Source organism: Streptomyces curacoi (genome assembly GCF_001513975.1).
Taxonomy (GTDB): domain Bacteria; phylum Actinomycetota; class Actinomycetes; order Streptomycetales; family Streptomycetaceae; genus Streptomyces; species Streptomyces curacoi.
Map to the genome: position 1 here is coordinate 360,336 of NZ_KQ947990.1, position 19,793 is coordinate 380,128.

The following is a 19,793-nucleotide window of genomic DNA, read 5'->3' on the forward strand; positions in this document are numbered from 1 at the left end:
TCCGTCCCCGACGGACGCCGCGCTCGCGGCCGACCTGGCGCTGCCGATCGAGGAGCTGGAGCTCACGGTCCGTTCGTACAACTGCCTCAAGCGCGAGGGCGTCCACTCCGTGGGTGAGCTCCTGGCGCGCTCCGAGGCCGACCTGCTCGACATCCGTAACTTCGGCGCGAAGTCGATCGACGAGGTCAAGGCGAAGCTGGCCGGCCTGGGTCTGGGCCTGAAGGACAGCCCGCCCGGATTCGACCCGACCGCCGCAGCCTTCGACGCGGACGACAACGCGGACGCGGGCTTCGTGGAGACCGAACAGTACTGAGCCGTGCGCCGGGTTGCGGGGCAGCCGGGACGGCAGAGCGGCTGGCGATGGACACCGGCCGACTGCACCCTGCTCCACGAGGGCTCCCCGTTTGCCCCCCCGGGGGCATGAAACAGCTCCCTCGGAGATCACTCCGAGGGAGCCGTTCGATGGTGGGATCGAAGCCTTGCCGGGTGGTGGCCGATGATGCCGCGTGGTGCGGATCCGCCTGCCCACCGCCGTCCCCTCGCCCCGGGGCCCCGGCCCCGGTGTCGGGACCCGTGTGAGCTACTTGCCGAGGACGACGGTGTTGTTGCAGCCCTGGCGTGAGCCGAGGATGGTGGCCTGCGACCCGGGCGAGCCCTCGCCGTTGGCCCGGTTGCCCTCCCGGCCGTTCTGGAACCCGATCTGGCCCTGTACGTCGATGTTCTCTTCGACCGTTGTGCACGAGGTGCTCTGGGCGATGAGGAGCGACTTGCCCTCTTTACCCTCTTGCTTCTTTCCGTGTCCCTGCTTGTGTCCCTGCTTGTGCCCGTGCTTCTGCCCGTGTTTCTGCCCGTGCTTGTGCCCGTCTCCGTGCCCCTGCCCGTCGGCGTAGGCGGTGCCGGTGCCGAGGAAGCCGATGGCGCTGAGGAGGACGGCCACGACAGCGGTCTTGTGAGGCTTGCGCATGTCTTCTCCGAGCGTTGAAGCGGACGCGTACGCGATCCGCCACGTCATAAGGTGACGAGAGGTTAATGCGCAAATGTCTGAAATACGCTCGTCGGCACGCCGGATCGTCTGACCAACGAGCAAGGCGGTCGGCCCCGCGGTCGCCCCAAGTTCCCTGCAGGGCCAAGGGGTTACGAAGCCGAACGCGGTCGTAGGCGCTCCGCGCAGAACCACCCGTGTGGCCGCGCCACGAGCGTGAAGCGGCCCTGGCTCTTGGCCGCTGACCCGAAGCGCCGAAGAAACTCCCGTGCGTCGTCGACGAGTTCGTCACGACGGCGCATCTCGACGACGCCAGGCGCGTCGGGCCATCGCCTCACCGGCCGCCCCGCCGGGTTTGCTGAGGAGGCGGGACAAGGGTCACTGCTACGACGAGACCCATAACGGTCTGGCCCTCCAGCACCCGTAGTTCTCGCGTGCTCGCAGGGATTCCGTCCTCATGTGCCGAATGTGTCCCGCAGAGATACCGGGTCAGACCCGGGTCATACCGGGGTCTGATCCTGCAGTTCGGCTCCTGGTCCGACGCCCCGCAGGGAGGGTGAAGGCATCGTCGTCAGCATGACGAACCCGACGACATCCATGGCCACCCCGGCCACAACGATCGGTGTCCGCCTGCGTGGCGCGCTGCCTGTGGAGCGGTGGGAGGCCACCGGCTTCCCCGGACGCTGGGTGGGCGGCACGGCCATGGTGCTCGGCCCGCTCCTGATGCTGACCGGCGCGCTGTTGCGGGCCGGCTTCCACTTCTTCTTCCCCGACCAACTGGCCGCGTACGAGCGGCACCCCACCCTGATGACCGCCGCATACGGCCTCTTTGCCGCAGGCAACCTGCTGCTCTGGCCCGCCGTGGCGGTGTTGGCCGCACGGATCGGGGCGCGGAGCGCCGGCTGGGGCCTGTGGGGCGGGGTCCTGGTGATGTTCGGGTTGTTCGCCCGCGCCTTCCACGCGGGGGCGGACCATCTCGCCTTTCAGCTGGTGCGCTCCCAGGGGGCCGGGCCCGCCACCGAAGCGGTCTCCGCCGGCTACGGCGCCTTCCACGTCTTCGCCACGCTGAACCTCGCCGTTCTCGCCGGGTGGATCGTCCTTGCCCTCGGCGCCTGGCGCACCGGGGTGCTCGGCCCGGTCCGCGCCGCCGCACTCGGCCTCACCGCGGCACTGCCTCTCGGAGTACTCAAGGGGACCACCCCGCTGTCGCTGGTGGCTCTGGCCGGACTGTGCGCCGCACTTGTGCCGCTGGGCCTGGCGCTGCTGTGCGAAGCACCCCGCCCCAGCCGGGCGGTGGTGCTGCGCTGGGTGCCGCTGGCACTGGTGACGCTCGTACTGATGACGCTGCTCGGACAGGCCGGTTGAGGGCGTTGAGTGAACACGTCCCAGTACGGTCGGACCATGAAGCCCAAGCGGCAGTGCCATCTCCACGCCCTCGACCTCGGCGCGGCCCTGGCCCTGACCGCCGTGTACATCGGCTTCGCCCGGCTGACCGCCGACGACGGCCAGCCCGTCTACACAGGGCCGTTCTGGCTCGGCTGTCTGATCGCCGCCACGGTCGGCCTGCCGATCGCCGTACGCCGCCGTTGGCCGCTCGCGGTCCTGGTGACCGTCCTGGCCGCCCTGGCCACGGCGTCGCTCCTCGACATCCCGCGTGAGCCATACGCTGCCGCCGGGCTTGCGGCCTACCTCGTCGGAGTGGCCGAGCCGGCCCGCCGGTCCGTGCCCGCACTCGCCGTGACGCTGCCGGTGGCGTGCGGTGCCGTGCTTCTCGGCGAGGCGGTGGTCACTCCCGCCGAAGACTGGCCGGGTGCGGTCGGAGTGGCCGGGCTCGTGCTCCTGGTGATCGGCGGGGCCTGGGGCGCGGGGTTCACCGTGCGCGGCCGCCGGGCCGAGTCCGCCCGGGAGCAGCGGCGCCGGGCGGAGCGCGCACTGGACGAGGAACGTCTGCGGATCGCCCGTGAGCTGCACGACATCGTCTCGCACAACCTCAGTCTGATCGCCGTCAAGGCGGGCGTCGCCGGGCATGTGGCGGAGGCCGACCCGCGGGAGGCGCGGGCCGCCCTCAAGGTCATCGAGGAGACAAGCCGTTCCGCGCTGGCCGAGATGCGGCGCACGCTCGGCGTACTGCGCACCGAGGGCGCCCTTCTGGGGCCTGCACCGGGCCTCGACCGCCTCGACTCGCTCGCGGCGGAGGCGAACCGGGCAGGGGTGGAGGTCGACCTGACGGTGCATGCCACGAAGGGACTGGCCGAGGGGACACAGCTGACCATCTACCGGATCGTCCAGGAGTCCCTCACCAACGCGGTCCGGCACGCCGCCCCGACCCGCTGCCAGGTCACGGTGGAGACGAATGAACGAGAGATCCGCGTCGACATCGCGGACGAGGGACCGCCGTCCGCGGCCGGGCGGCTCGTGCGCGAACTGCCGGGCGGGCACGGAGTCCTGGGAATACGTGAACGGGCGATGATGTACGGCGGCAGCTTCCAGGCGGGCCCCCGGCCGGAGGGCGGCTTCGCGGTCTCCGTCCGCCTGCCCGCCGAAGGGAACCAACGACCATGACCGACGTGCCCCCGGTCCGGGTGCTGATAGCCGACGACCAGGCGATGGTGCGCGGCAGCTTCCGGGTCCTCGTCGACCACACGCCCGGCATGACGGCGGTGGGCGAGGCCGCGAACGGAGTGGAGGCCGTCGAACTCGCCCGCCGCGATCGCCCGGACGTCGTACTGATGGACGTACGCATGCCGGACTGCGACGGCATTGAGGCCACCCGGCAGATCTGCTCGGACCCGGCCCTGTCCGGCGTCCGCGTCCTCATCCTCACCACCTTCGACCTGGACGAGTACGTCTACGCCGCCCTGCGCGCCGGCGCCGCGGGCTTTCTCCTCAAGGACACCCCGCCGGCCGAGGTCCTCACCGCCATCGGCGTCGTCGCCTCGGGGGAGGCGCTGCTCGCCCCCTCGGTGACCCGCCGCCTGATCGCGGAGTTCGCCCGCCGCCCAGAACCTGCGCGCCCGCCCAGCCGCTCGCTGGACGGGGTCACCGACCGGGAGCTCGAGGTCCTCGGCCTGATCGCGCGAGGTCTGTCCAACACCGAGATCGCACAGCACCTCCACCTGAGCTTGGCCACGGTCAAAACCCACATCGGGCGCCTGCTCGCCAAGCTGTACGCGCGCGACCGAGCCCAACTCGTGATCGTCGCCTACGAGACCGGGCTCGTGGGCGGCCGCCGCTGTGGACGGTGACGTTCCCGGACCAGACGGCTCTCATCAGGCGCGCGCCTCATCTGTGCGGCGAGACCAGGAGGCCCTGCCGCCCACTCGGACGGCAGGGCCTCTGACCTGCTGCTTCTCTGTGCCCCCGACAGGATTCGAACCTGCGACACCCGCTTTAAAAGCAGGGCGGAATCCATGATCGCGAGTACTCGTGCGTGGTGGTTGGTGCTGTCTTCGCAGGTCAGCATCAGCAGGCATGTTGCTTGATCCTCCCTGTGACGGCTGGTGCTCGGCCGTCCGCTCACGCATCGCGCACGCATTCTCCCTGCCTGACTACAGTGGGTCTTCCGCTGGAGCAGCGACGTTGTGCCGGTCGTCCGTCTGGGGCGTCGTCCTCGTGGTGACGGATCACTGGCTGAACACATGTTGAGGCGTTTCCTGGAGGTCGCGGCTCCGAATCGCGCCAGGTACCCATGCGTGGGCGCGAGAAGACTCGTGACTGGAGGCATGGAGGCGCGTCTGAGCCTCCCCGCAATGGAATCGTGTGTGGCGCGGTCCGATCGGCCTCCGAATGGCTCGCGTTCGCAGCCGTGTACGGTTCCCTGAGCGCGGGTCAGGGCTCTCGGGGAGGGGATGTTGGATCTTCGGCATCAGACGGAGAACTTCGTCAACGCGTCGTGGTCCTTGGTAGATCTGCGTGACCTGCTCTACAACATGCTGAGTCTGCTCTCCGCGGAACTCGGTGAGAACGGGGGCATGGCGGGCGACGACGAGGCTGGCCGGGCGTTCGCCACCGTGTACAAGGAAGCCGTGAAGACGGTCTTCGACAAGGCCGGGTTTGCCCATCAGGTGATGGCCAATGGTGCGGGCGCGCTGCTCAAGTCGGCCGAGGCGTTCCTGCGGCAGGAAAGCAAGATCGCCGCAGAGCTCCTCGGTGACAGTCCTCAAGGTCCGGGCATCGGGTCGCAGCCGACGGGCCCTGACTGCACACCCCGTGCCAGTCACCACGCCGAAGATCTGCCCGAGGTTGTCGGCGAGACCAGTGGAGTCGACCAGTACCTGTTCAACGAGCGCTTCCTCGGGCAACCGGGCAAGCTCCGTGCCGTGGCTGGTACCTGGAGGGCAGCGGCCAAGATCCTCGACGACGCGTACTGGGACTCCGAGACCGCGTGGAAGCGCGCCACCCTCGACGAGGCGGGTCAGACCGCCGACGCGGTCGAAGAGTTCTTCAGGAAGTTCGTCGGCAAGAACCCGCCGCCCAGCCAGGTGAGCGAGGACGACACTCTCATGGCGAACCTGCCGACTGCCTGCAGGATGATCGCCAACGCCTGCGACGCCTACGCCGACCACATCGAGACCGCCAAGCGGCGGCTGCCGTACGAGGAGACGGACCCCACCGGGGAGTTCCTCTGGCCGTGGGAGCAGCCGAGGTTCGGAGGAGACGGCCACGACGGCGGTCTGCACGAACTCGTCGCGAACGACATGCGGATCAACGCGCTCGGGAACATCCCGCCCGCACTGGACAGCTCAAAAGCGCGGGTCAAGATGCCGCGGCCGGACAACGACAGCCCCATACCCGGCCTGCCACCGTTCCTGGCGCCCATCATCCGCGTCCCGACCCTGGTCCCGGTCGCCTACCGCCCGGCCAATGGCCCACGTGTCCAGCCGATACCCCCGGCCACACCACCTGACCCGCGCTACCCGCCGCTCACGCCCGGAGAGCGGAAGAACTTCCAGACCTGGCTGAACTCCCTGCGCCAAGGTGACATCTCAGGCGGCAGGCCGGCAGAGGTCGCCTACCAGAGGCGCGTGGCCGGCTATCCCGAGTACGAGGTCCACATCCCGCCCGGACTCAGCAAGAACAACACCTTGATGGTGGACGGGTTCCGTGACCTCGACGGCATGGCCGTCGAGGCCAAGTACGTCAACAAGCCTGACCAGCGCTGCTACCGCTCCCTCGAGGAACTTCGCGAGAACCAATGCGTCAGGGAAGAAGGACTTCCTCTACCGGTCCGACCGCGAAGAGCTCGAGAAGTACGCCGCCGCCCTCAACGACCCGCGAAACACCGAGATGCGAGGCGTGGAAACCGTCACGAACAAACAGGAGTCGGTCCAGTACTGGCGCATCATGATGGCCGCCTACGGTGTCAAAGGCCACGCGCGCTATGTTCCCTGACCTCTGCCACCACCGCCCCGTACAGGAAGCGCCCCGTCACGATGGAACCCGAAGAGATCGCAGAACTCCGCACCATGTACATCTTTTCCCCGCCGGAGGGGAAGAGCTGGGGCCTTACGTATGAGGGTTTGGAGGCCAAACTCCGAGAGCGGGACCCTGATGAGTTCGTCCGCGTCGACGAGGGTTCCCATGGGCCGGTCAGGGGCTCGTCGATGCACTTCGGGATCACCCTGGACGACGAGCAGTTGGAGGGCATGGCCCTTCTGTCGCCCGAGGGTGTGTCCGTCATGGATTGCACCGCCGACTCGGCGGCCAGGTTCGTCATGTGGCTGAGGCATCACGTGGTGCCTGCGGGCATGGCCGTCGTGTTCAACACGGAGTGGGGCTTGGAGGCCGAGCTGCCGGACACGCCCGTCCCGGACGCCACGTGCCCCCGCGTCGTCAGCACGTTTATGGATCATCTCGTACAGACAGGCCTCGACTGATGGCATGACGTATTCAAGGAGCGCCAGGGCTTTCGCGCCTGTAGACACCGCACCCAAGCTGACGTGACCGGGCAGCGGGGCACCTGGTCACCCTACCGTTTCGGTCGTACGGTCAAGGAGAACCCCGAGTCCAACACCTCCGCCGCGAACGCCGCCACCTTCTCCACGGTGTGCTTGCCCGGCGTGAAGGTGCGCGCTCCGGAAGCGGCGGGGCGTCGGCTTCGGTTCCGCAGAGGGCTTCCGGCCGCGGGGTTTGATCTGCTCGCGCTCACCCGAGGAGAACCAGGGCGGTCAGGGTGAAGTCGATGTACCGCAGCGCCCACGGCCCATCGCGGAGGCCGAGCTTCCGACCGCTGAAGAGGAGTCCGCCGCGTAGGCGGATCGCAGGCCCACAGGGGAGCGGCACACATTCGGCACACTCCTGCCGCGCCCTGGTCTCACTTTGGTCCCACAAGGCGCGAAACAGCCCCCTCGGAGATCACTCCGAGGGGGCTGTTTGATGCTCCGATGCAGGTCAGAGCTGGTGCCCCCGGCAGGATTCGAACCTGCGACACCCGCTTTAGGAGAGCGGTGCTCTATCCCCTGAGCTACGAAGGCGGAAGTTGCCCTGACAGCCTAGCGGATCCGTCCCTCGTCGTTCGCCCCGGTTGTCGGTGATCGGGGACGTGCCTCGGTGAGGTTGGCTGAGGGCGCTTGACCTCAAGTTTGCTTGAGATTTTACGTTGCTTGCGCGGGCCCCACCCGGGGCCGACCGCGGACTCTCCCGAGCTCCCTCCCGGAATCGAGGCACCTCCATGTCCCAGACCCCGCTCAAGATCGGCGTCATCATCGGCAGCGTGCGGCCCGGTCGGTTCGCCGACAAGGTTTCTCGGTGGTTCGTCTCCGAGGTCGAGCGGCGTGACGACATGGAGACGCATGTCATCGATCTCTCCGAGCGCGACCTCGTCCGCGAACTCAAGCTCACCCTGGAGCACTCCGCCGCCCCGGACGACGCCCCGACCCTGGCCCAGCGCATCGGTGGGCTCGACGGGTTCGTGGTCGTCACTCCCGAGTACAACCACGGCTACCCGGCCGCTCTCAAGCTGGCCATCGACTACGTCTACCGGGAGTGGCGGGCCAAGCCGGTCGGCTTCGTCTCCTACGGCGGTATGGCCGGCGGACAGCGGGCGGTGGAGCAGCTCCGGCAGGTCTTCGCCGAGCTGCACGCCGTGACCCTGCGCGACACCGTCAGCTTCCACATGGCCTGGGAGCAGTTCGACGACGAGGGGCGCCCGCACGACCAGGACGGCACCGCGAAGGCCGCCGCCGTGCTGCTGGACCAGCTCGCCTGGTGGGGGCTCACCCTGCGCGAGGGCCGGGCGGCCAGGCCGTACGAGGGCTGAGGCCGCCGCAGGACACGGCCGGCTCGGCTCCCTCACCGCCCTCGGCTCCCTCACCCCACCGAAACCCGAGCGAACCGCCCCGCCACCCGCAGCTCCGCCTCCACCCGCCCGGCCGTCTCCAGCAGCTCCGGCAGCACGTCCCGTACGCATTCCTCCACCGACCGTCGAGCCGCGTGCATCGCCACGTTCACCGCGGCGACCACCCGGCCCGTCCGGTCCCGCACCGGTACCGCAACCGACCGCAGGCCCTCCTCCAACTCCTCGTCGACCAGGGCGTAGCCCCGTGTGCGGACCTCCTGCAGGGCGGCCGTCAGAGCTGCGGGGTCCGTGATCGTACGAGGGGTCAGCGGGCGCAGCTCTCCCCGTGCGCCCGGCTGCCCTTCCCCGGGGCGGAGGTCGGACAGCAGTACCCGGCCCAGTGACGTCGCGTACGCCGGCAGGCGCGTGCCGACCGTGATGTTGACGCTCATCACGCGGCTGGTGGCGGCCCGGGCCAGGTACTGGACCTCCTCGCCGGACGGCGTCAGCGCCGCCAGCGACGCCGACTCGTGGACCCGGTCGGCCAGTTCGGCCAGATGCGGGTCCGCGATCTCGGCCAGGGTCGTGCGGGACAGGGGCGGGAAGCCGAGGGAGAGTACGCGAGGGGTGAGCGCGAAGCTCCGGTTTCCCGACTGGCGCACCAGGCCCAGATGCTCGTACGTGATGAGCGCCCTGCGTGCCGTGGCCCGGGCCAGGCCGGTCGCCCGGGCCACGTCCGTGAGCGTCAGCTCGGCCCGGCCCTCGCCGAAGGCGGTCAGTACCGTCAGCCCGCGCGCCAGCGACTCGACGAACTCCCTGCCCAGTTCCTGCTTGGAGGCGCCCGTCCAGGTCGCCAGGCCCGCCGGAGCGGCCGCGCGCTCCGGCTCCGGTGCCTCGCGCAGCTCGCGCTCCATCTCGGCCACCGCCGTCCGCAGGCGGGGGAGGAGCGTGTCGCGCAGGTGCGCGGCCGTGTGGCGGCTGGTGTGGCTCACCACGCTCGCCACGCAGGCGATACGGCCGCCCGCGCGGGGATCCCGTACCGGTACGGACACGGCGACCAGCCCCGGCTCGATCAACTGGTCGTCCAGCGCCCAGCCGTCCTTCCGTGCCCGCGCCGTCCGGCGCTCGAAGTCTCCCAAGTCTCCCAAGTCTCCCAAGTCTTCGAAGTCTTCGAAGTCTTCGAAGTCTTCGAAGTCTTCGAAGTCCGCGTCGGAGGACCGGTGTTCCCGGGGCGGTACGGCGGTGAAGCCCCGGTCCTCCGGGTCCGCCGCGCGGCGCTCGCGCCAGGCCCGCCACTCCGCGTCCGTCCACTCCGTCGCGAACAGCGGGCCCGGCGCGGTGCGCTCGGCGGGGAGCAGGTCGCCGATGCGGAAGCTGAGGGACATCGCGCGGCGGCGGGTCGCCTGGTGGATGAAGCGGATGCCGTCGCGGTCGCCGACCGCCAGCGACACCGACTCGTCCAGCTCGTCGGCGAGCGCGTCCGCGTGGGCGGAGAGGAGGGCGGGCAGGCCCAGGGCGGCCAGGTAGGCGTTGCCGAGTTCCATCACGCGGGGTGCCAGCAGCACGTCGCGGCCGTCGATGCGGACGTATCCCATGCGGGCGAGCGTGGAGGTGATCCGGTCCACCGTGGAGCGCGCGAGGCCGGTGGCCCGCTCCAGCCCGCTCGCGCTCAGCGTCCCGCCGGCCTCCGTCAGCCGCCGCAGCACCGCGACGCCCCGGATCAACGGCGTCACCGCCTCCGCCGGCACGGCAGGGGCGTCCAGGGTCGTCTTCGCGGGCATCGGCTCTCCGGTACGGGGTTCTCGGCAGGCCCAACCGTAATCCGACCCACGCGCGCGTACGGCGAGATGGACGCACGCGCGCGTACGGCGCGACGTGGGCCCACGCGCGCGTACGGCGGCATGGACCCCGAAGTCCACCCTCACGGAAGTCCACCTTCACCGCACTCCGCCCTCACCGGCCTCCGCCCTCACCGGCCTCCACCCCCACCGCACTCCACCCCACCGCCCCTCCCCCCTACTCCCGCGTCACCCGCACCCGATAACTCCCCGCCAGTTCCGCCCCCACCACCGCCACCCTCACCCCCCGCTTCGTATCCCGGAACTCCTCCCCGGGCACGAACGTCGCGTCCGACAGTTCGGCGTGGACGTTCGGGCTGCGGGTGCAGCCGCCGCTGTCCTCGTGGGAGTCGTGCACCTTCACGGGGCCCATCCCGGTGTCCACGTCCGCGTCGACCTTGTAGACCAGCACGCCGGGGCGGCACACGGTCTCGTCGTTGCCCTCGCGGGTGCGCAGTTCGACGGCGTAGCCGCTGCGGCGGTCCAGCGGTACGAACACCAGCTTGGGGCCGCCCGGGCGGGCCAGCGGCGTCAGGGAGTACTCGGCCGTCCCGGGAGCGGACACGCACCGGACCTGCGACGCGTCCAGCCAGCCCAGCTTCCACTTGTGCCAGCCGAGCAGGTCGTTGTTGGCCCCCCAGTCCTCGCTCATGATGTCCCAGTGGCCGACCGCGCCCCCGCCCTCGGCGGTGTACAGGTCGGGCAGGCCGAAGACATGGCCGTTCTCGTGCGGGAGGACCCGGTAGCCGGTGCGGCGGTAGGAGCCGGAGCCGTCGTCCTGGCGGGAGTAGACGAAGGAGGCGTTGGCCACCGAGACGCCGTCGGCCACCGGGGCCTCCGTGTTGCCCGCGAAGGTCACCGACAGGACGGTGTCCAGGGCCGAGGGGCCGGCGTTCGGGGTGACGAGCACGTTCAGGAAGTCGTACGACTGGAAGTCCACCTGGGGATCGGCCGCGGCCACGATGTCCCGGACCAGCTGCCGGTACCCGGGGTCGAAGGGCGCGCCGCGCTCTATGCCGTACTCATGGAAGGACTTGGGCATGCGCAGCCAGCCGGGGATCGGGGTCTCGGTGCGGTAGTCGAGCCGGCCGTAGGAGCTGGTGCGGAACCATTCCTGGGTCTGCGGGAAGAACTCCTCGAAACGGTCGAGCGCGCGGCCCGGACCGGGCGCGTCGGGGAAGTCGACCATCAGGGTGAGGGCACGGACGGTGCCGGTGGAGCGGGCGTAGCCGCGCCCCGTCGGGATGCCCTCCGACATCTGGACCGTGGGCCGGCCGCTGATCATGCAGGGGCCGAGGGCGGGGGAGAGGGGCAGCGCGATCGGTCCGGCGCCGGTCGCCGTCGAGGTGCCCGCCGTGAGGCGCCCGGTGCCTGCCGAGGTGCTGACCGCCAGGGTCAGGGCGGTCACGGAGGCGAGGGCGGCCACACGGCGGTGGCGTATCCGACGGCTCGGCTGCATACACGGGCCCTTCCGTCCATGGCAGCCCACCCGTCTGCGCGCTGCGCCCTCTCGATCACCCTCTGTGGAGGGGTGTGCGGGCCGCGCGCTGGAAGAGGCCGAACGTGGGTTCTTGCCGCGAAGAGGTGTGACTCGGGTCACAGGAAATCTCTTCGAGGCTGGGAAATAACCGGGGACCCCCTCCCCGTTTAGTCAGGTGTCCGAGCGAAACGGGGACACCTTCCCCGGATCGCTCACTCACCGGAACTCAGGAGTACGCCGTGCAGACCGCCACCCCCGTACCGCGCAAGGCGACCCGGCCGCGCGCCGACGCCTTGCGCAACCGGGAGCGGATCGTCACCGCCGCCCGGGAGATGTTCGTCGAGTTCGGACCCGACGTGCCCCTCGACGAGATCGCCCGCCGGGCCGGCGTCGGCAACGCCACGGTGTACCGCAACTTCCCCGACCGCGACGCGCTGGTCCGCGAGGTCGTCTGCTCCGTCATGGACCGTACGACGGCTGCGGCCGAGCGCGCGCTCGCGCAGACCGGGGATGCCTTCGAGGCCCTGGAGCGCTTCGTGCACACCGCGGCCGACGAGCGGATCAGCGCGCTGTGCCCGATGGTCCAGAGCACGTTCGACAAGCACCACCCGGACCTGGAGGCGTCGCGAGAGCGGACCGAGCAGCTCGTCGGGGCGATCATGGACCGTGCCAAGGCGGCCGGTCAGCTCCGCTCCGACGTGGACGTCGGTGACCTCATGCTCGCCGTGGCCCAGCTCAGCCGGCCTCCGGCCGGGACCGGGTGCCACATCGCCGACCGCTTCGTCCACCGCCATCTGCAGCTGTTCCTGGACGGACTGCGGGCCCCGGCCCGTTCGGTCCTGCCGGGCACGGCGCTGACCATGGAGGACCTGCGCCAGGCCTGACCGATTAGTTCAGCGCACCACAGCAGTCAGCACCACACCCGACCACCCCTTTTCTTTCGCTTTCTTTCGTCTCTTTTCACTGCTTTCACTCCTTTCACTCCTTTCGCTTTTTTTCCGTCACGAAGTCCCGAAGTGGGTACCCCCATGTCTGAAACAGCCGCAAAGGCTCCCGGCAGCACCCTCGGTGCCGTCGACCCCAACCGCTGGAGAGCGCTCGTCTTCATCGCGCTCGCCCAGCTGATGGTCGTCCTCGACGCGACCATCGTGAACATCGCCCTGCCCTCCGCCCAGCAGGACCTGGGCATCTCGGACGGCAACCGTCAGTGGGTCGTCACGGCCTACGCCCTCGCCTTCGGCGGTCTGCTGCTGTTCGGCGGCCGGATAGCCGACCTGTGGGGCCGTAAGAACGCCTTCGTCGTCGGCCTGGTCGGCTTCGCCGCGGCCTCCGCGCTGGGCGGCGCGGCCACCAACGAGGCGATGATGTTCGGCTCCCGTGCCCTGCAGGGTGTCTTCGGCGCGCTGCTCGCGCCCGCCGCGCTCTCGCTGCTCGCCGTGATGTTCACGGACGCCAAGGAGCGCGCGAAGGCGTTCGGTATCTACGGGGCGATCGCCGGTGGCGGTGGCGCCGTCGGCTTCATCCTCGGCGGTGTGCTGACCGAGTACCTGGACTGGCGCTGGACGTTCTTCGTCAACATCCCGTTCGCGATCGTCGCGGCGCTCGGCGCGTACTTCGTCATCCGCGAGCCGGAGGGCGGCCGCAACCGCAACCCGCTCGACATCCCAGGCGTCCTGCTGTCCACCCTGGGCCTGGTCGCGCTGGTCTACGGCTTCACCCGCGCCGAGTCCGACGGCTGGGGCGACTCCGTGACCGTGGGCATGTTCGTCGCCTCCGCGGTGCTGCTGCTCGCCTTCGTCGTCACCGAGGCCAAGGTCAAGGCCCCGCTGCTGCCGTTGCGCGTGGTGACCGACCGCAACCGCGGCGGCGTCTACCTCTCGCTCGGTATCGCGATCATCGCGATGTTCGGCACGTTCCTGTTCCTGACGTACTACCTGCAGATCGTGAAGGGCTACTCGCCGATCAGGACCGGCTTCGCCTTCATGCCGATGATCGTCGGCATGATGGTCGGCTCGACCCAGATCGGCACCCGCCTGATGACCCGCCTGCCGGCCCGCATGCTGATGGGCCCCGGCTTCCTGGTCGCCGCGGTCGGCATGCTGCTGATGACGCAGCTGGAGATCGGCTCGTCGTACGCCTCGATCATCCTGCCGGCGATGCTGCTGCTCGGCCTCGGCATGGGTACGGCGTTCATGCCCGCCATGTCCCTGGCCACCCTGGGCGTCGAGCCCCGGGACGCCGGTGTCGCCTCCGCGATGGTCAACACCTCGCAGCAGGTGGGCGGCGCGATCGGCACGGCCCTGCTGAACACGATCGCCGCCTCGGCCACCACCACCTACATCGCCGACCACATCGGCTCCGCGAGCTCCCGCTCGCAGCAGCAGCTGGTCCAGCTGGAGGGCATGGTGCACGGCTACACCAACGCGATCTGGTTCGCCGTCGGCATGCTGGTGCTCGCCGCGGTGATCGTCGTGACCTTCGTCAACGCCGGCCGCCCGGACGGTACGACGGTGGCGTCCTCCGAGGAGGGCGCCGAGGACGAGGTGCGGGTGCCGGTCGTCGCGCACTGAGCCGACGACGACCGTACGGCCGTACCCCTTGGGGACCAGGCGTACGTACGGGGATGGGGACGCTCCGTACGTACGGCCTCCAGGACCTGCCCCGGCTCGCTGCTGAATGAGCGGTTCAGCGGAGCCAGGGCAGGTCCGCACCCGCTTCGCTGGGCTGCAGGCCCTCGGCGACGATCCGCATGATCTCGCCGAGGGCCTTCTGCTGTTCCGGGGTGAGCCGGTCGAACATCGCCTGGCGTACGGCCTCCACATGGCCCGGCGCGGTCTCCCGCAGCACCTCCAGGCCCTCGTCGGTCAGCACCGCGAACTGGCCCCGCTTGTCGTCGGGGCAGTCCTCGCGCCGGACCCAGCCGTTCTTCTCCAGCCGGGCGACGGCGTGCGAGAGACGGGACCGGGTGATCTTGGCGTACATCGCCAGCTCGGTCATTCGCAGCCGGCGGCGCGGGGACTCGGCGAGCTTGACCAGGAGGCCGTAGTAGACGTGCGGCATGCCCGCGTCCCGCTGGAGCTGGCGGTCCAGGTAGTCCTCCAGCAGTGTGGTCGCGTCGATGTAGGAACGCCAGACGCGCTGCTCCTCGTCGGTGAGCCAGCGCGGCTGCGCCGCGGATGCGGAGTCGGGCGGCGCGGAGGTCGATGCCGTGTTCATGTACTCCACTGTACGAGAGCTCTCCTTGAATTTTTAACTACTTGGTCGTACGGTCGTGACCAGAGAAGCTTTAGATTTGAAGCAAGTGAGGCTTCAGCTCTCTGGAGGGAGTCACCGCCATGTCCGCCGTCACGCAGGAGCGCATGCCTGCTCTCTATCTCAGCCACGGCGCCCCGCCGCTCGCGGACGACCCGGTCTGGCCCGGAGAGCTCGCCGCCTGGTCGGCCGGTCTGCCGCGCCCCAGGGCGATCCTCATGGTCTCCGCCCACTGGGAGGAGGCCCCGCTCGCCATCGGTGCCACCGAGACCGTTCCTCTCGTCTACGACTTCTGGGGCTTCCCCGAGCACTACTACCAGGTGAAATACGCGGCACCCGGCGCTCCCGCACTGGCCGAGGCCGTACGGAAGCTGCTGCGCGCCCCCGGTACGCCCGTGCAGGACATCCCGGACCGCGGCCTCGACCACGGCGCCTATGTCCCGCTCGTCGAGATGTACCCCGAGGCCGACATCCCCGTCCTGCAGATCTCCATGCCGACCCTCGACCCGGTCCGGCTCATGGAGATCGGCCGCAGGCTCGCGCCGCTGCGCGACGAGGGCGTGCTGATCGTCGGCTCCGGCTTCTTCACCCACAACCTGGCCGCCCTGCGCCAGGGCGGGACGCCCGCGTGGTCGGTGGAGTTCGACGACTGGGGCCGCCGGGCCCTGGAGAACCGCGACTGGGACGCGCTGCTGGACTTCCTGCACAAGTCCCCGGCCGGCCGCTACGCCCACCCGCGCACCGAGCACTTCGCCCCGCTGTTCGTGACGATGGGCGCGGCCGACGCGGCCGGTGAGCTGGACGCGCAGAGGTCGGTGATCGACGGGTTCTGGATGGGGCTGGCGAAGCGGTCGGTGCAGTTCGGCTGAGCCTTCCGGGTGCGGCTCAGAGCTCCTTCTCGTACCAGGTGACGTCCCAGTAGCGCCCGAACTTGCGGCCCACCTCCCGGTAGGTCCCGACGTGCCGGAAGCCGAAGCGTTCGTGCAGCCGGGCGGACGCGTCGTTGGGCGGGACGATCCCCGCGTAGGCACGGTGCACGTCCTCGCCGGCCAGGGCCTCGAAGAGGGCCTTGTAGAGGAGCGTGCCGATGCCCAGGCCGCCCGCGTGGGGAGCCAGGTAGACCGAGACCTCCACGGAGGTCGCGTAGGCGGGCTTCGGGCGGAACGCGCCGGATGTGGCGTAGCCGAGGATTTCCTGAGAGTTCCCTGAGGAGTCCGCCCGCACGGCAACCATCAGCCGGTGCGGTCCGTCTTCAGGGTGGGAGAGCAGCCAAGGGCGGCGCTCTTCCGGCGTGAAGACCGCGGTATCGAATGTGATGGGCGTCTCACGTACGTAGTGGTTGTAGATGTCGGTGAGGGCTTCGAGATCGCTCTCGGCTCCCGGCCTGACCTGCACCTCTGTACGTTCCGACGGCATCGGGCCTCCTCGTGTGGCCGGACAGGGTACTGCAAGATCAGAAAAATAGGGGGGTGGGTTGGGAATTCTGTCCTGATTCCAGTCGTTGTTTCCATCGAATGCCGGGCACTCGACAAGAGTCCCAAGCGTTCACGGACCACCGCCCGCCCTCCCCCGAGCTCTCGACTTCGCTTGAGCAGGGGGGACCCCCACCGCAAGGGAGCACGCATGGCAACCCGTGCCGTCGCCCGTCGTCAGTCCGCCACCGGCGAGGCCGTCGACGCGGCAAGCAGTGTTCGCGCCCATGGCGGCGAGATCGCGGACCGCGACCTGGTCGGCATGTACCTCGACGAGATAGCGCGTACGCCGCTGCTCGACGCCGCCAAAGAGGTCGAGCTGTCCCAGATCATCGAGGCGGGTGTGTTCGCAAGGCAGGTCCTCGACGGATACGAGGAGTCCAAGGCGGACGCCACCCGCGAAGAACTCGAGGCCCTGGTCGCCGAGGGGGAGCGGGCCAAGGACATCTTCATCCGCTCCAACCTCCGCCTGGTCGTCGCCGTGGCCCGCCGCTACCCCCGCAGCGGTCTGCCCCTCCTCGACCTGGTCCAGGAGGGCAACGCCGGCCTGGTGCGCGCGGTGGAGAAGTTCGACTACCGCAAGGGCTTCAAGTTCTCGACGTACGCGACCTGGTGGATCCGTCAGGCCATCACGCGCTCGATAGCCGACCAGTCCCGCACCATCCGCCTCCCCGTCCACTTGGTGGAGGAACTGGGCCGCATCCGCCGCGTCCAGCGCGAGTTCAACCGCGAGAACGGCCGGGAGCCCGAGCCCGCCGAGATCGCCGCCGAGCTCGGCTCGACGCCGGAGCGCGTCGCCGACGTCCTGGACTGGGCCCGCGACCCCGTCTCCCTCAACATGTCGGTGGACGACGAGGGCGAGACCCAGTTCGGCGACCTGCTGGAGGACACCTCGGCGGTCTCCCCGGAGCAGTCGGTCCTCACGCTCCTGCGCAGCGAGGAACTGGACGACCTGATCGGCCGCCTCGACCAGCGCACGGCGTCCATCATCAAGATGCGGTACGGCATCGAGGACGGGCGCGAGCGCACCCTGACCGAGGTCGGCAAGGAGCACGGTCTGACGCGCGAGCGCATCCGGCAGATCGAGAAGCACGCCCTGCTGGAACTGAAGAAGCTGGCGCGGAGCACCGGGTTCGACGCGGCGGCGTAGCACCTCCGGCGGAGGGGCGGGGCGTACGACTGCCGTCGGCCGCGTACGCCGGGTGGCGAAAGACCGCGCAAACATGGCGATGTAACGCCGCTTCAATCGCCGGTGGCCGGGAACAAGACCTCAGGGCAAAGGAGTTCGGGCCGTGCGGCCACCGGCTATCGGCCTCCGCCCATTGTCCTCCGATCGAGAACCCGACGACCAAGTCCGCACACCAGGTACCCACAGACCAAGTCCCGACGCACTCCCCCCGGCGCCGGGACTTTCCCCGAGCCGGGCTTCGGCGCCCATCCCCCCTGGGTGCCGGGCCCGGCTCCTCCGCTTTCCGGGGCCGGACAGGCCTGGAGGGCGGGCCACCCCGTACCTGAACCACGGGGTGGCCCACCCGAATGGCAGATTGTGCCACATGGGCATAGCCTGCCGACGTGAGCAGCCCCACCCCCGCACACACCTCCGCCGCCGCGCCGCTCTCCCTGACGGAGCGACGCAAGGCGGCCACGCGCATGGAGATCGCCCGCGCCGCGGCCGGTCTCTTCGTGAAGCAGGGCCTACGGGCCACCCGGGCCGAGGACATCGCCCAGGCCGCCGGCATCGCGCCGCGCACCTTCTACCGCTACTTCGCCACCAAGGAGGAGGCGGTGGCCCCGCTCTACGAGGCGGGCGCCGAGCGCTGGGCCAAGGCGGTGAGCGACGCCCCCGCGGAACTGGACGTCCCCCGGGCCCTGGAACACGCGGCCCGGCACACCTTGACGCCGGGCACCGCGGTGTCGGCGCCCTCCTGGGAGTGGGCCCGCACCCTGGTCCGTCTGGCCGCCTCCAGTCCGGCGCTGCGGAAGGTGTGGGCCGAGGTGTGCCATGAGGCGGAACTGCGGCTCGCCGAGGTGCTGGCGGCGAGGGCGGCCCGCGCCGAGCCCGCCGCCGACGACAACGTTTCCCCCACCGCGCCGCCCATCCCCCCGGACCTCCGCTTCGCCGCGGCCGTGGCCGACGCCGCCGTACGCGTAGCCATCGAGACCTGGGCCACCGGGAACGCCCCCGCCGAGGGCCCGGACGGCCCGGCGGCACTGGCGCTGCGCAACCTGGAGGCGCTGAGGGATTTCCCGTGGGGGGACATCGGGGTGGCCCCCGAGTGACCCGGCGCGGCGGGCTGGGCGGGGGTTGATCGCGCGGCCCGGCGCGGCGGCTGGGCGGGGATGGGTCGCGCGACCCGGCGCGGCGGCTGGGCGAGGGTTGGTCGCGCAGCCCGGCGCTGACGGGGTGCCGCCCGCGCCCACCCGTGCCGCCCCAGCGGCACGACTGCCCGCGGCTGGACGGGCCCGACTCACCCCCCTCCCTCTCCACCCCCCGCCCGACTCAACCGCCCCCCCAACTCCCGCACGCACCGCACCAGTTCCTCCGGCTCCTCCACCTCGAACTCGCAGTCCACCACCGCCAGCCGAACCGCCATCCACTCCACCGAATCCCCCACCGACCCCCGCAGCCGGCACCGCCCCTCATCGATCCGCTCCGGCGCCCCCAACCACCCCGGCAACCGAGCCGCGACAAACTCAACGGGCGCGGCGAACGTCACCGAGAAGTCGTACGTCTCCTGCCGCCGCCACATCGACTGCCGCAGATACTCCGCCGCACTCCCCGTCGGCAACTCCCGCGGAGCGAACCGCGCCCCCGTCGCGAACGGCTCACTCACCCGGTCGACCCGGAACGTCCGCCAGTCGGCCCGATCGAGGTCGTACGCGACGAGGTACCACCGTCGCCCGGTGGACACCAGCCGATACGGCTCCGTCAGCCGCCGCGACTCGGTCCCGTCCCCCGCCCGGTATCCGAACCGCAACCGCTCCCGCCCCGCCACACACGACGCCATCACGGTCAGTGTCTCGGGCGCGATGCTCGCCCCGTCCCCGCTGGTCAGCGGCATCGTCGCGGCCTGCAGCGTGGACACCCGGTGCCGCAGTCGCGCCGGCAGCACCTGCTCCAGCTTCGCCAGCGCCCGCACCGACGCCTCCTCCACGCCCTCGACCGCGTGCCCCGCCCCGGCCCGCAGCCCGACCGCGATCGCCACGGCCTCCTCGTCGTCCAGGACGAGCGGCGGCATCGCCTTGCCCGCGACGAGCCGGTACCCGCCGTCCGCCCCCATCGTCGCCTGCACGGGATACCCCAGCTCCCGCAGCCGGTCGATGTCCCGCCGGACCGTACGCCGGGACACCCCGAGCCGCTCGGCGAGCTCACCGCCGGGCCATTCGCGGGGCGTCTGCAGGAGGGAGAGGAGCGTCAGAAGCCGTGCCGGAGTATCCGTCGTCATGAATCCGAGGATGCCGCAGATCTAGGACATGATCTGACCTAGTGGCG

General features: G+C 70.3%; 17 protein-coding genes and 1 tRNA gene. 11 read left to right on the forward strand and 7 right to left on the reverse strand.

The features are described from left to right. On the forward strand, positions 1-313 hold a 313-nt coding region (locus tag AQI70_RS40360; RefSeq protein ID WP_279616763.1), incomplete at its 5' end, for a DNA-directed RNA polymerase subunit alpha C-terminal domain-containing protein. A gap of 267 nt (positions 314-580) precedes the next feature. Here the strand turns inward: AQI70_RS40360 and AQI70_RS24825 are convergent. Next, on the reverse strand, positions 581-964 hold the full coding sequence (locus AQI70_RS24825) for a hypothetical protein (RefSeq protein ID WP_062153738.1): 384 nt from the start codon (positions 962-964) through the stop codon (positions 581-583). A 594-nt stretch (positions 965-1,558) separates the two neighbouring features. Here AQI70_RS24825 and AQI70_RS40365 point away from each other — a divergent pair. The 4 genes from AQI70_RS40365 (at position 1,559) to AQI70_RS40940 (ending at position 6,858) form a co-directional block, all read left to right on the forward strand. Further along, on the forward strand, positions 1,559-2,347 hold the full coding sequence (locus AQI70_RS40365) for a hypothetical protein (RefSeq protein ID WP_244181829.1): 789 nt from the start codon (positions 1,559-1,561) through the stop codon (positions 2,345-2,347). Positions 2,348-2,383: 36 nt separating this feature from the next. Then, a complete protein-coding gene (locus AQI70_RS24835; protein WP_062154135.1) occupies positions 2,384-3,544 on the forward strand; it encodes a sensor histidine kinase in 1,161 nt (386 codons plus the stop codon). After that, positions 3,541-4,227 (forward strand): response regulator, encoded by a 687-nt coding sequence (locus AQI70_RS24840; protein ID WP_062153742.1) that lies wholly within the window; start codon positions 3,541-3,543, stop codon positions 4,225-4,227. The genes AQI70_RS24835 and AQI70_RS24840 overlap by 4 nt, the downstream gene beginning before the upstream one ends. A gap of 603 nt (positions 4,228-4,830) precedes the next feature. Next, positions 4,831-6,858 carry a restriction endonuclease fold toxin-2 domain-containing protein gene (locus tag AQI70_RS40940; RefSeq protein WP_425264636.1) on the forward strand — a complete coding sequence of 676 codons (2,028 nt, stop codon included), beginning with the start codon at positions 4,831-4,833 and terminating at the stop codon, positions 6,856-6,858. 521 nt (positions 6,859-7,379) lie between these two features. Here AQI70_RS40940 and AQI70_RS24855 read toward each other — a convergent pair. Further along, positions 7,380-7,455, reverse strand: a tRNA-Arg gene (locus AQI70_RS24855). 197 nt (positions 7,456-7,652) lie between these two features. On the opposite strand from AQI70_RS24855, the gene AQI70_RS24860 reads away from it, so the two are divergent. Beyond that, positions 7,653-8,240 (forward strand): NADPH-dependent FMN reductase, encoded by a 588-nt coding sequence (locus tag AQI70_RS24860; RefSeq protein ID WP_062153746.1) that lies wholly within the window; start codon positions 7,653-7,655, stop codon positions 8,238-8,240. A gap of 50 nt (positions 8,241-8,290) precedes the next feature. On the opposite strand, the gene AQI70_RS24865 is transcribed toward AQI70_RS24860, so the two are convergent. Then, positions 8,291-10,039 (reverse strand): IclR family transcriptional regulator domain-containing protein, encoded by a 1,749-nt coding sequence (locus tag AQI70_RS24865; RefSeq protein WP_062153748.1) that lies wholly within the window; start codon positions 10,037-10,039, stop codon positions 8,291-8,293. Between the two features lie 235 nt (positions 10,040-10,274). Next, positions 10,275-11,555, reverse strand: coding sequence for a M6 family metalloprotease domain-containing protein (locus AQI70_RS24870; RefSeq protein ID WP_062153750.1), 1,281 nt, complete (start codon positions 11,553-11,555; stop codon positions 10,275-10,277). 260 nt (positions 11,556-11,815) lie between these two features. On the opposite strand from AQI70_RS24870, the gene AQI70_RS24875 reads away from it, so the two are divergent. Next, positions 11,816-12,460, forward strand: a complete 645-nt coding sequence (locus AQI70_RS24875) for a TetR/AcrR family transcriptional regulator (protein ID WP_062153755.1) — start codon at positions 11,816-11,818, stop codon at positions 12,458-12,460. 144 nt (positions 12,461-12,604) lie between these two features. Next, positions 12,605-14,146, forward strand: a complete 1,542-nt coding sequence (locus AQI70_RS24880) for an MFS transporter (RefSeq protein ID WP_062153757.1) — start codon at positions 12,605-12,607, stop codon at positions 14,144-14,146. A 115-nt stretch (positions 14,147-14,261) separates the two neighbouring features. Here AQI70_RS24880 and AQI70_RS24885 read toward each other — a convergent pair whose 3' ends face one another. Then, positions 14,262-14,792 carry a MarR family winged helix-turn-helix transcriptional regulator gene (locus AQI70_RS24885; protein WP_062154137.1) on the reverse strand — a complete coding sequence of 177 codons (531 nt, stop codon included), beginning with the start codon at positions 14,790-14,792 and terminating at the stop codon, positions 14,262-14,264. A 119-nt stretch (positions 14,793-14,911) separates the two neighbouring features. On the opposite strand from AQI70_RS24885, the gene AQI70_RS24890 reads away from it, so the two are divergent. Beyond that, positions 14,912-15,697: a dioxygenase family protein gene (locus tag AQI70_RS24890; RefSeq protein WP_062153759.1), complete on the forward strand. Its 786-nt coding sequence runs from the start codon at positions 14,912-14,914 to the stop codon at positions 15,695-15,697. Between the two features lie 16 nt (positions 15,698-15,713). Here AQI70_RS24890 and AQI70_RS24895 read toward each other — a convergent pair whose 3' ends face one another. Further along, the gene (locus AQI70_RS24895; protein WP_062153761.1) at positions 15,714-16,244 is read right to left on the reverse strand and encodes a GNAT family N-acetyltransferase; all 531 of its coding nucleotides are present in this window, start codon (positions 16,242-16,244) and stop codon (positions 15,714-15,716) included. 207 nt (positions 16,245-16,451) lie between these two features. Here AQI70_RS24895 and AQI70_RS24900 point away from each other — a divergent pair, with 207 nt between their 5' ends. Continuing rightward, on the forward strand, positions 16,452-17,450 hold the full coding sequence (locus AQI70_RS24900; protein ID WP_062153763.1) for a sigma-70 family RNA polymerase sigma factor: 999 nt from the start codon (positions 16,452-16,454) through the stop codon (positions 17,448-17,450). A gap of 500 nt (positions 17,451-17,950) precedes the next feature. Continuing rightward, entirely contained in the window at positions 17,951-18,580 is a 630-nt protein-coding gene (locus AQI70_RS24905; RefSeq protein ID WP_062153765.1) for a TetR/AcrR family transcriptional regulator, read from the forward strand. 188 nt (positions 18,581-18,768) lie between these two features. Here the strand turns inward: AQI70_RS24905 and AQI70_RS24910 are convergent, their stop codons facing one another. Further along, positions 18,769-19,746 (reverse strand): helix-turn-helix transcriptional regulator, encoded by a 978-nt coding sequence (locus AQI70_RS24910; RefSeq protein WP_062153767.1) that lies wholly within the window; start codon positions 19,744-19,746, stop codon positions 18,769-18,771. Positions 19,747-19,793 lie beyond the last annotated feature (47 nt).

Coding starts and splice junctions, on each gene's coding strand:
- AQI70_RS24825 (WP_062153738.1), bottom strand. CDS start 964: ATGCGCAAGCCTCACAAGACCGCTGTCGTGGCCGTCCTCCTCAGCGCC.
- AQI70_RS40365 (WP_244181829.1), top strand. CDS start 1,559: ATGACGAACCCGACGACATCCATGGCCACCCCGGCCACAACGATCGGT.
- AQI70_RS24835 (WP_062154135.1), top strand. CDS start 2,384: ATGAAGCCCAAGCGGCAGTGCCATCTCCACGCCCTCGACCTCGGCGCG.
- AQI70_RS24840 (WP_062153742.1), top strand. CDS start 3,541: ATGACCGACGTGCCCCCGGTCCGGGTGCTGATAGCCGACGACCAGGCG.
- AQI70_RS40940 (WP_425264636.1), top strand. CDS start 4,831: ATGTTGGATCTTCGGCATCAGACGGAGAACTTCGTCAACGCGTCGTGG.
- AQI70_RS24860 (WP_062153746.1), top strand. CDS start 7,653: ATGTCCCAGACCCCGCTCAAGATCGGCGTCATCATCGGCAGCGTGCGG.
- AQI70_RS24865 (WP_062153748.1), bottom strand. CDS start 10,039: ATGCCCGCGAAGACGACCCTGGACGCCCCTGCCGTGCCGGCGGAGGCG.
- AQI70_RS24870 (WP_062153750.1), bottom strand. CDS start 11,555: ATGCAGCCGAGCCGTCGGATACGCCACCGCCGTGTGGCCGCCCTCGCC.
- AQI70_RS24880 (WP_062153757.1), top strand. CDS start 12,605: ATGTCTGAAACAGCCGCAAAGGCTCCCGGCAGCACCCTCGGTGCCGTC.
- AQI70_RS24885 (WP_062154137.1), bottom strand. CDS start 14,792: ATGAACACGGCATCGACCTCCGCGCCGCCCGACTCCGCATCCGCGGCG.
- AQI70_RS24890 (WP_062153759.1), top strand. CDS start 14,912: ATGTCCGCCGTCACGCAGGAGCGCATGCCTGCTCTCTATCTCAGCCAC.
- AQI70_RS24895 (WP_062153761.1), bottom strand. CDS start 16,244: ATGCCGTCGGAACGTACAGAGGTGCAGGTCAGGCCGGGAGCCGAGAGC.
- AQI70_RS24900 (WP_062153763.1), top strand. CDS start 16,452: ATGGCAACCCGTGCCGTCGCCCGTCGTCAGTCCGCCACCGGCGAGGCC.
- AQI70_RS24905 (WP_062153765.1), top strand. CDS start 17,951: ATGGAGATCGCCCGCGCCGCGGCCGGTCTCTTCGTGAAGCAGGGCCTA.
- AQI70_RS24910 (WP_062153767.1), bottom strand. CDS start 19,746: ATGACGACGGATACTCCGGCACGGCTTCTGACGCTCCTCTCCCTCCTG.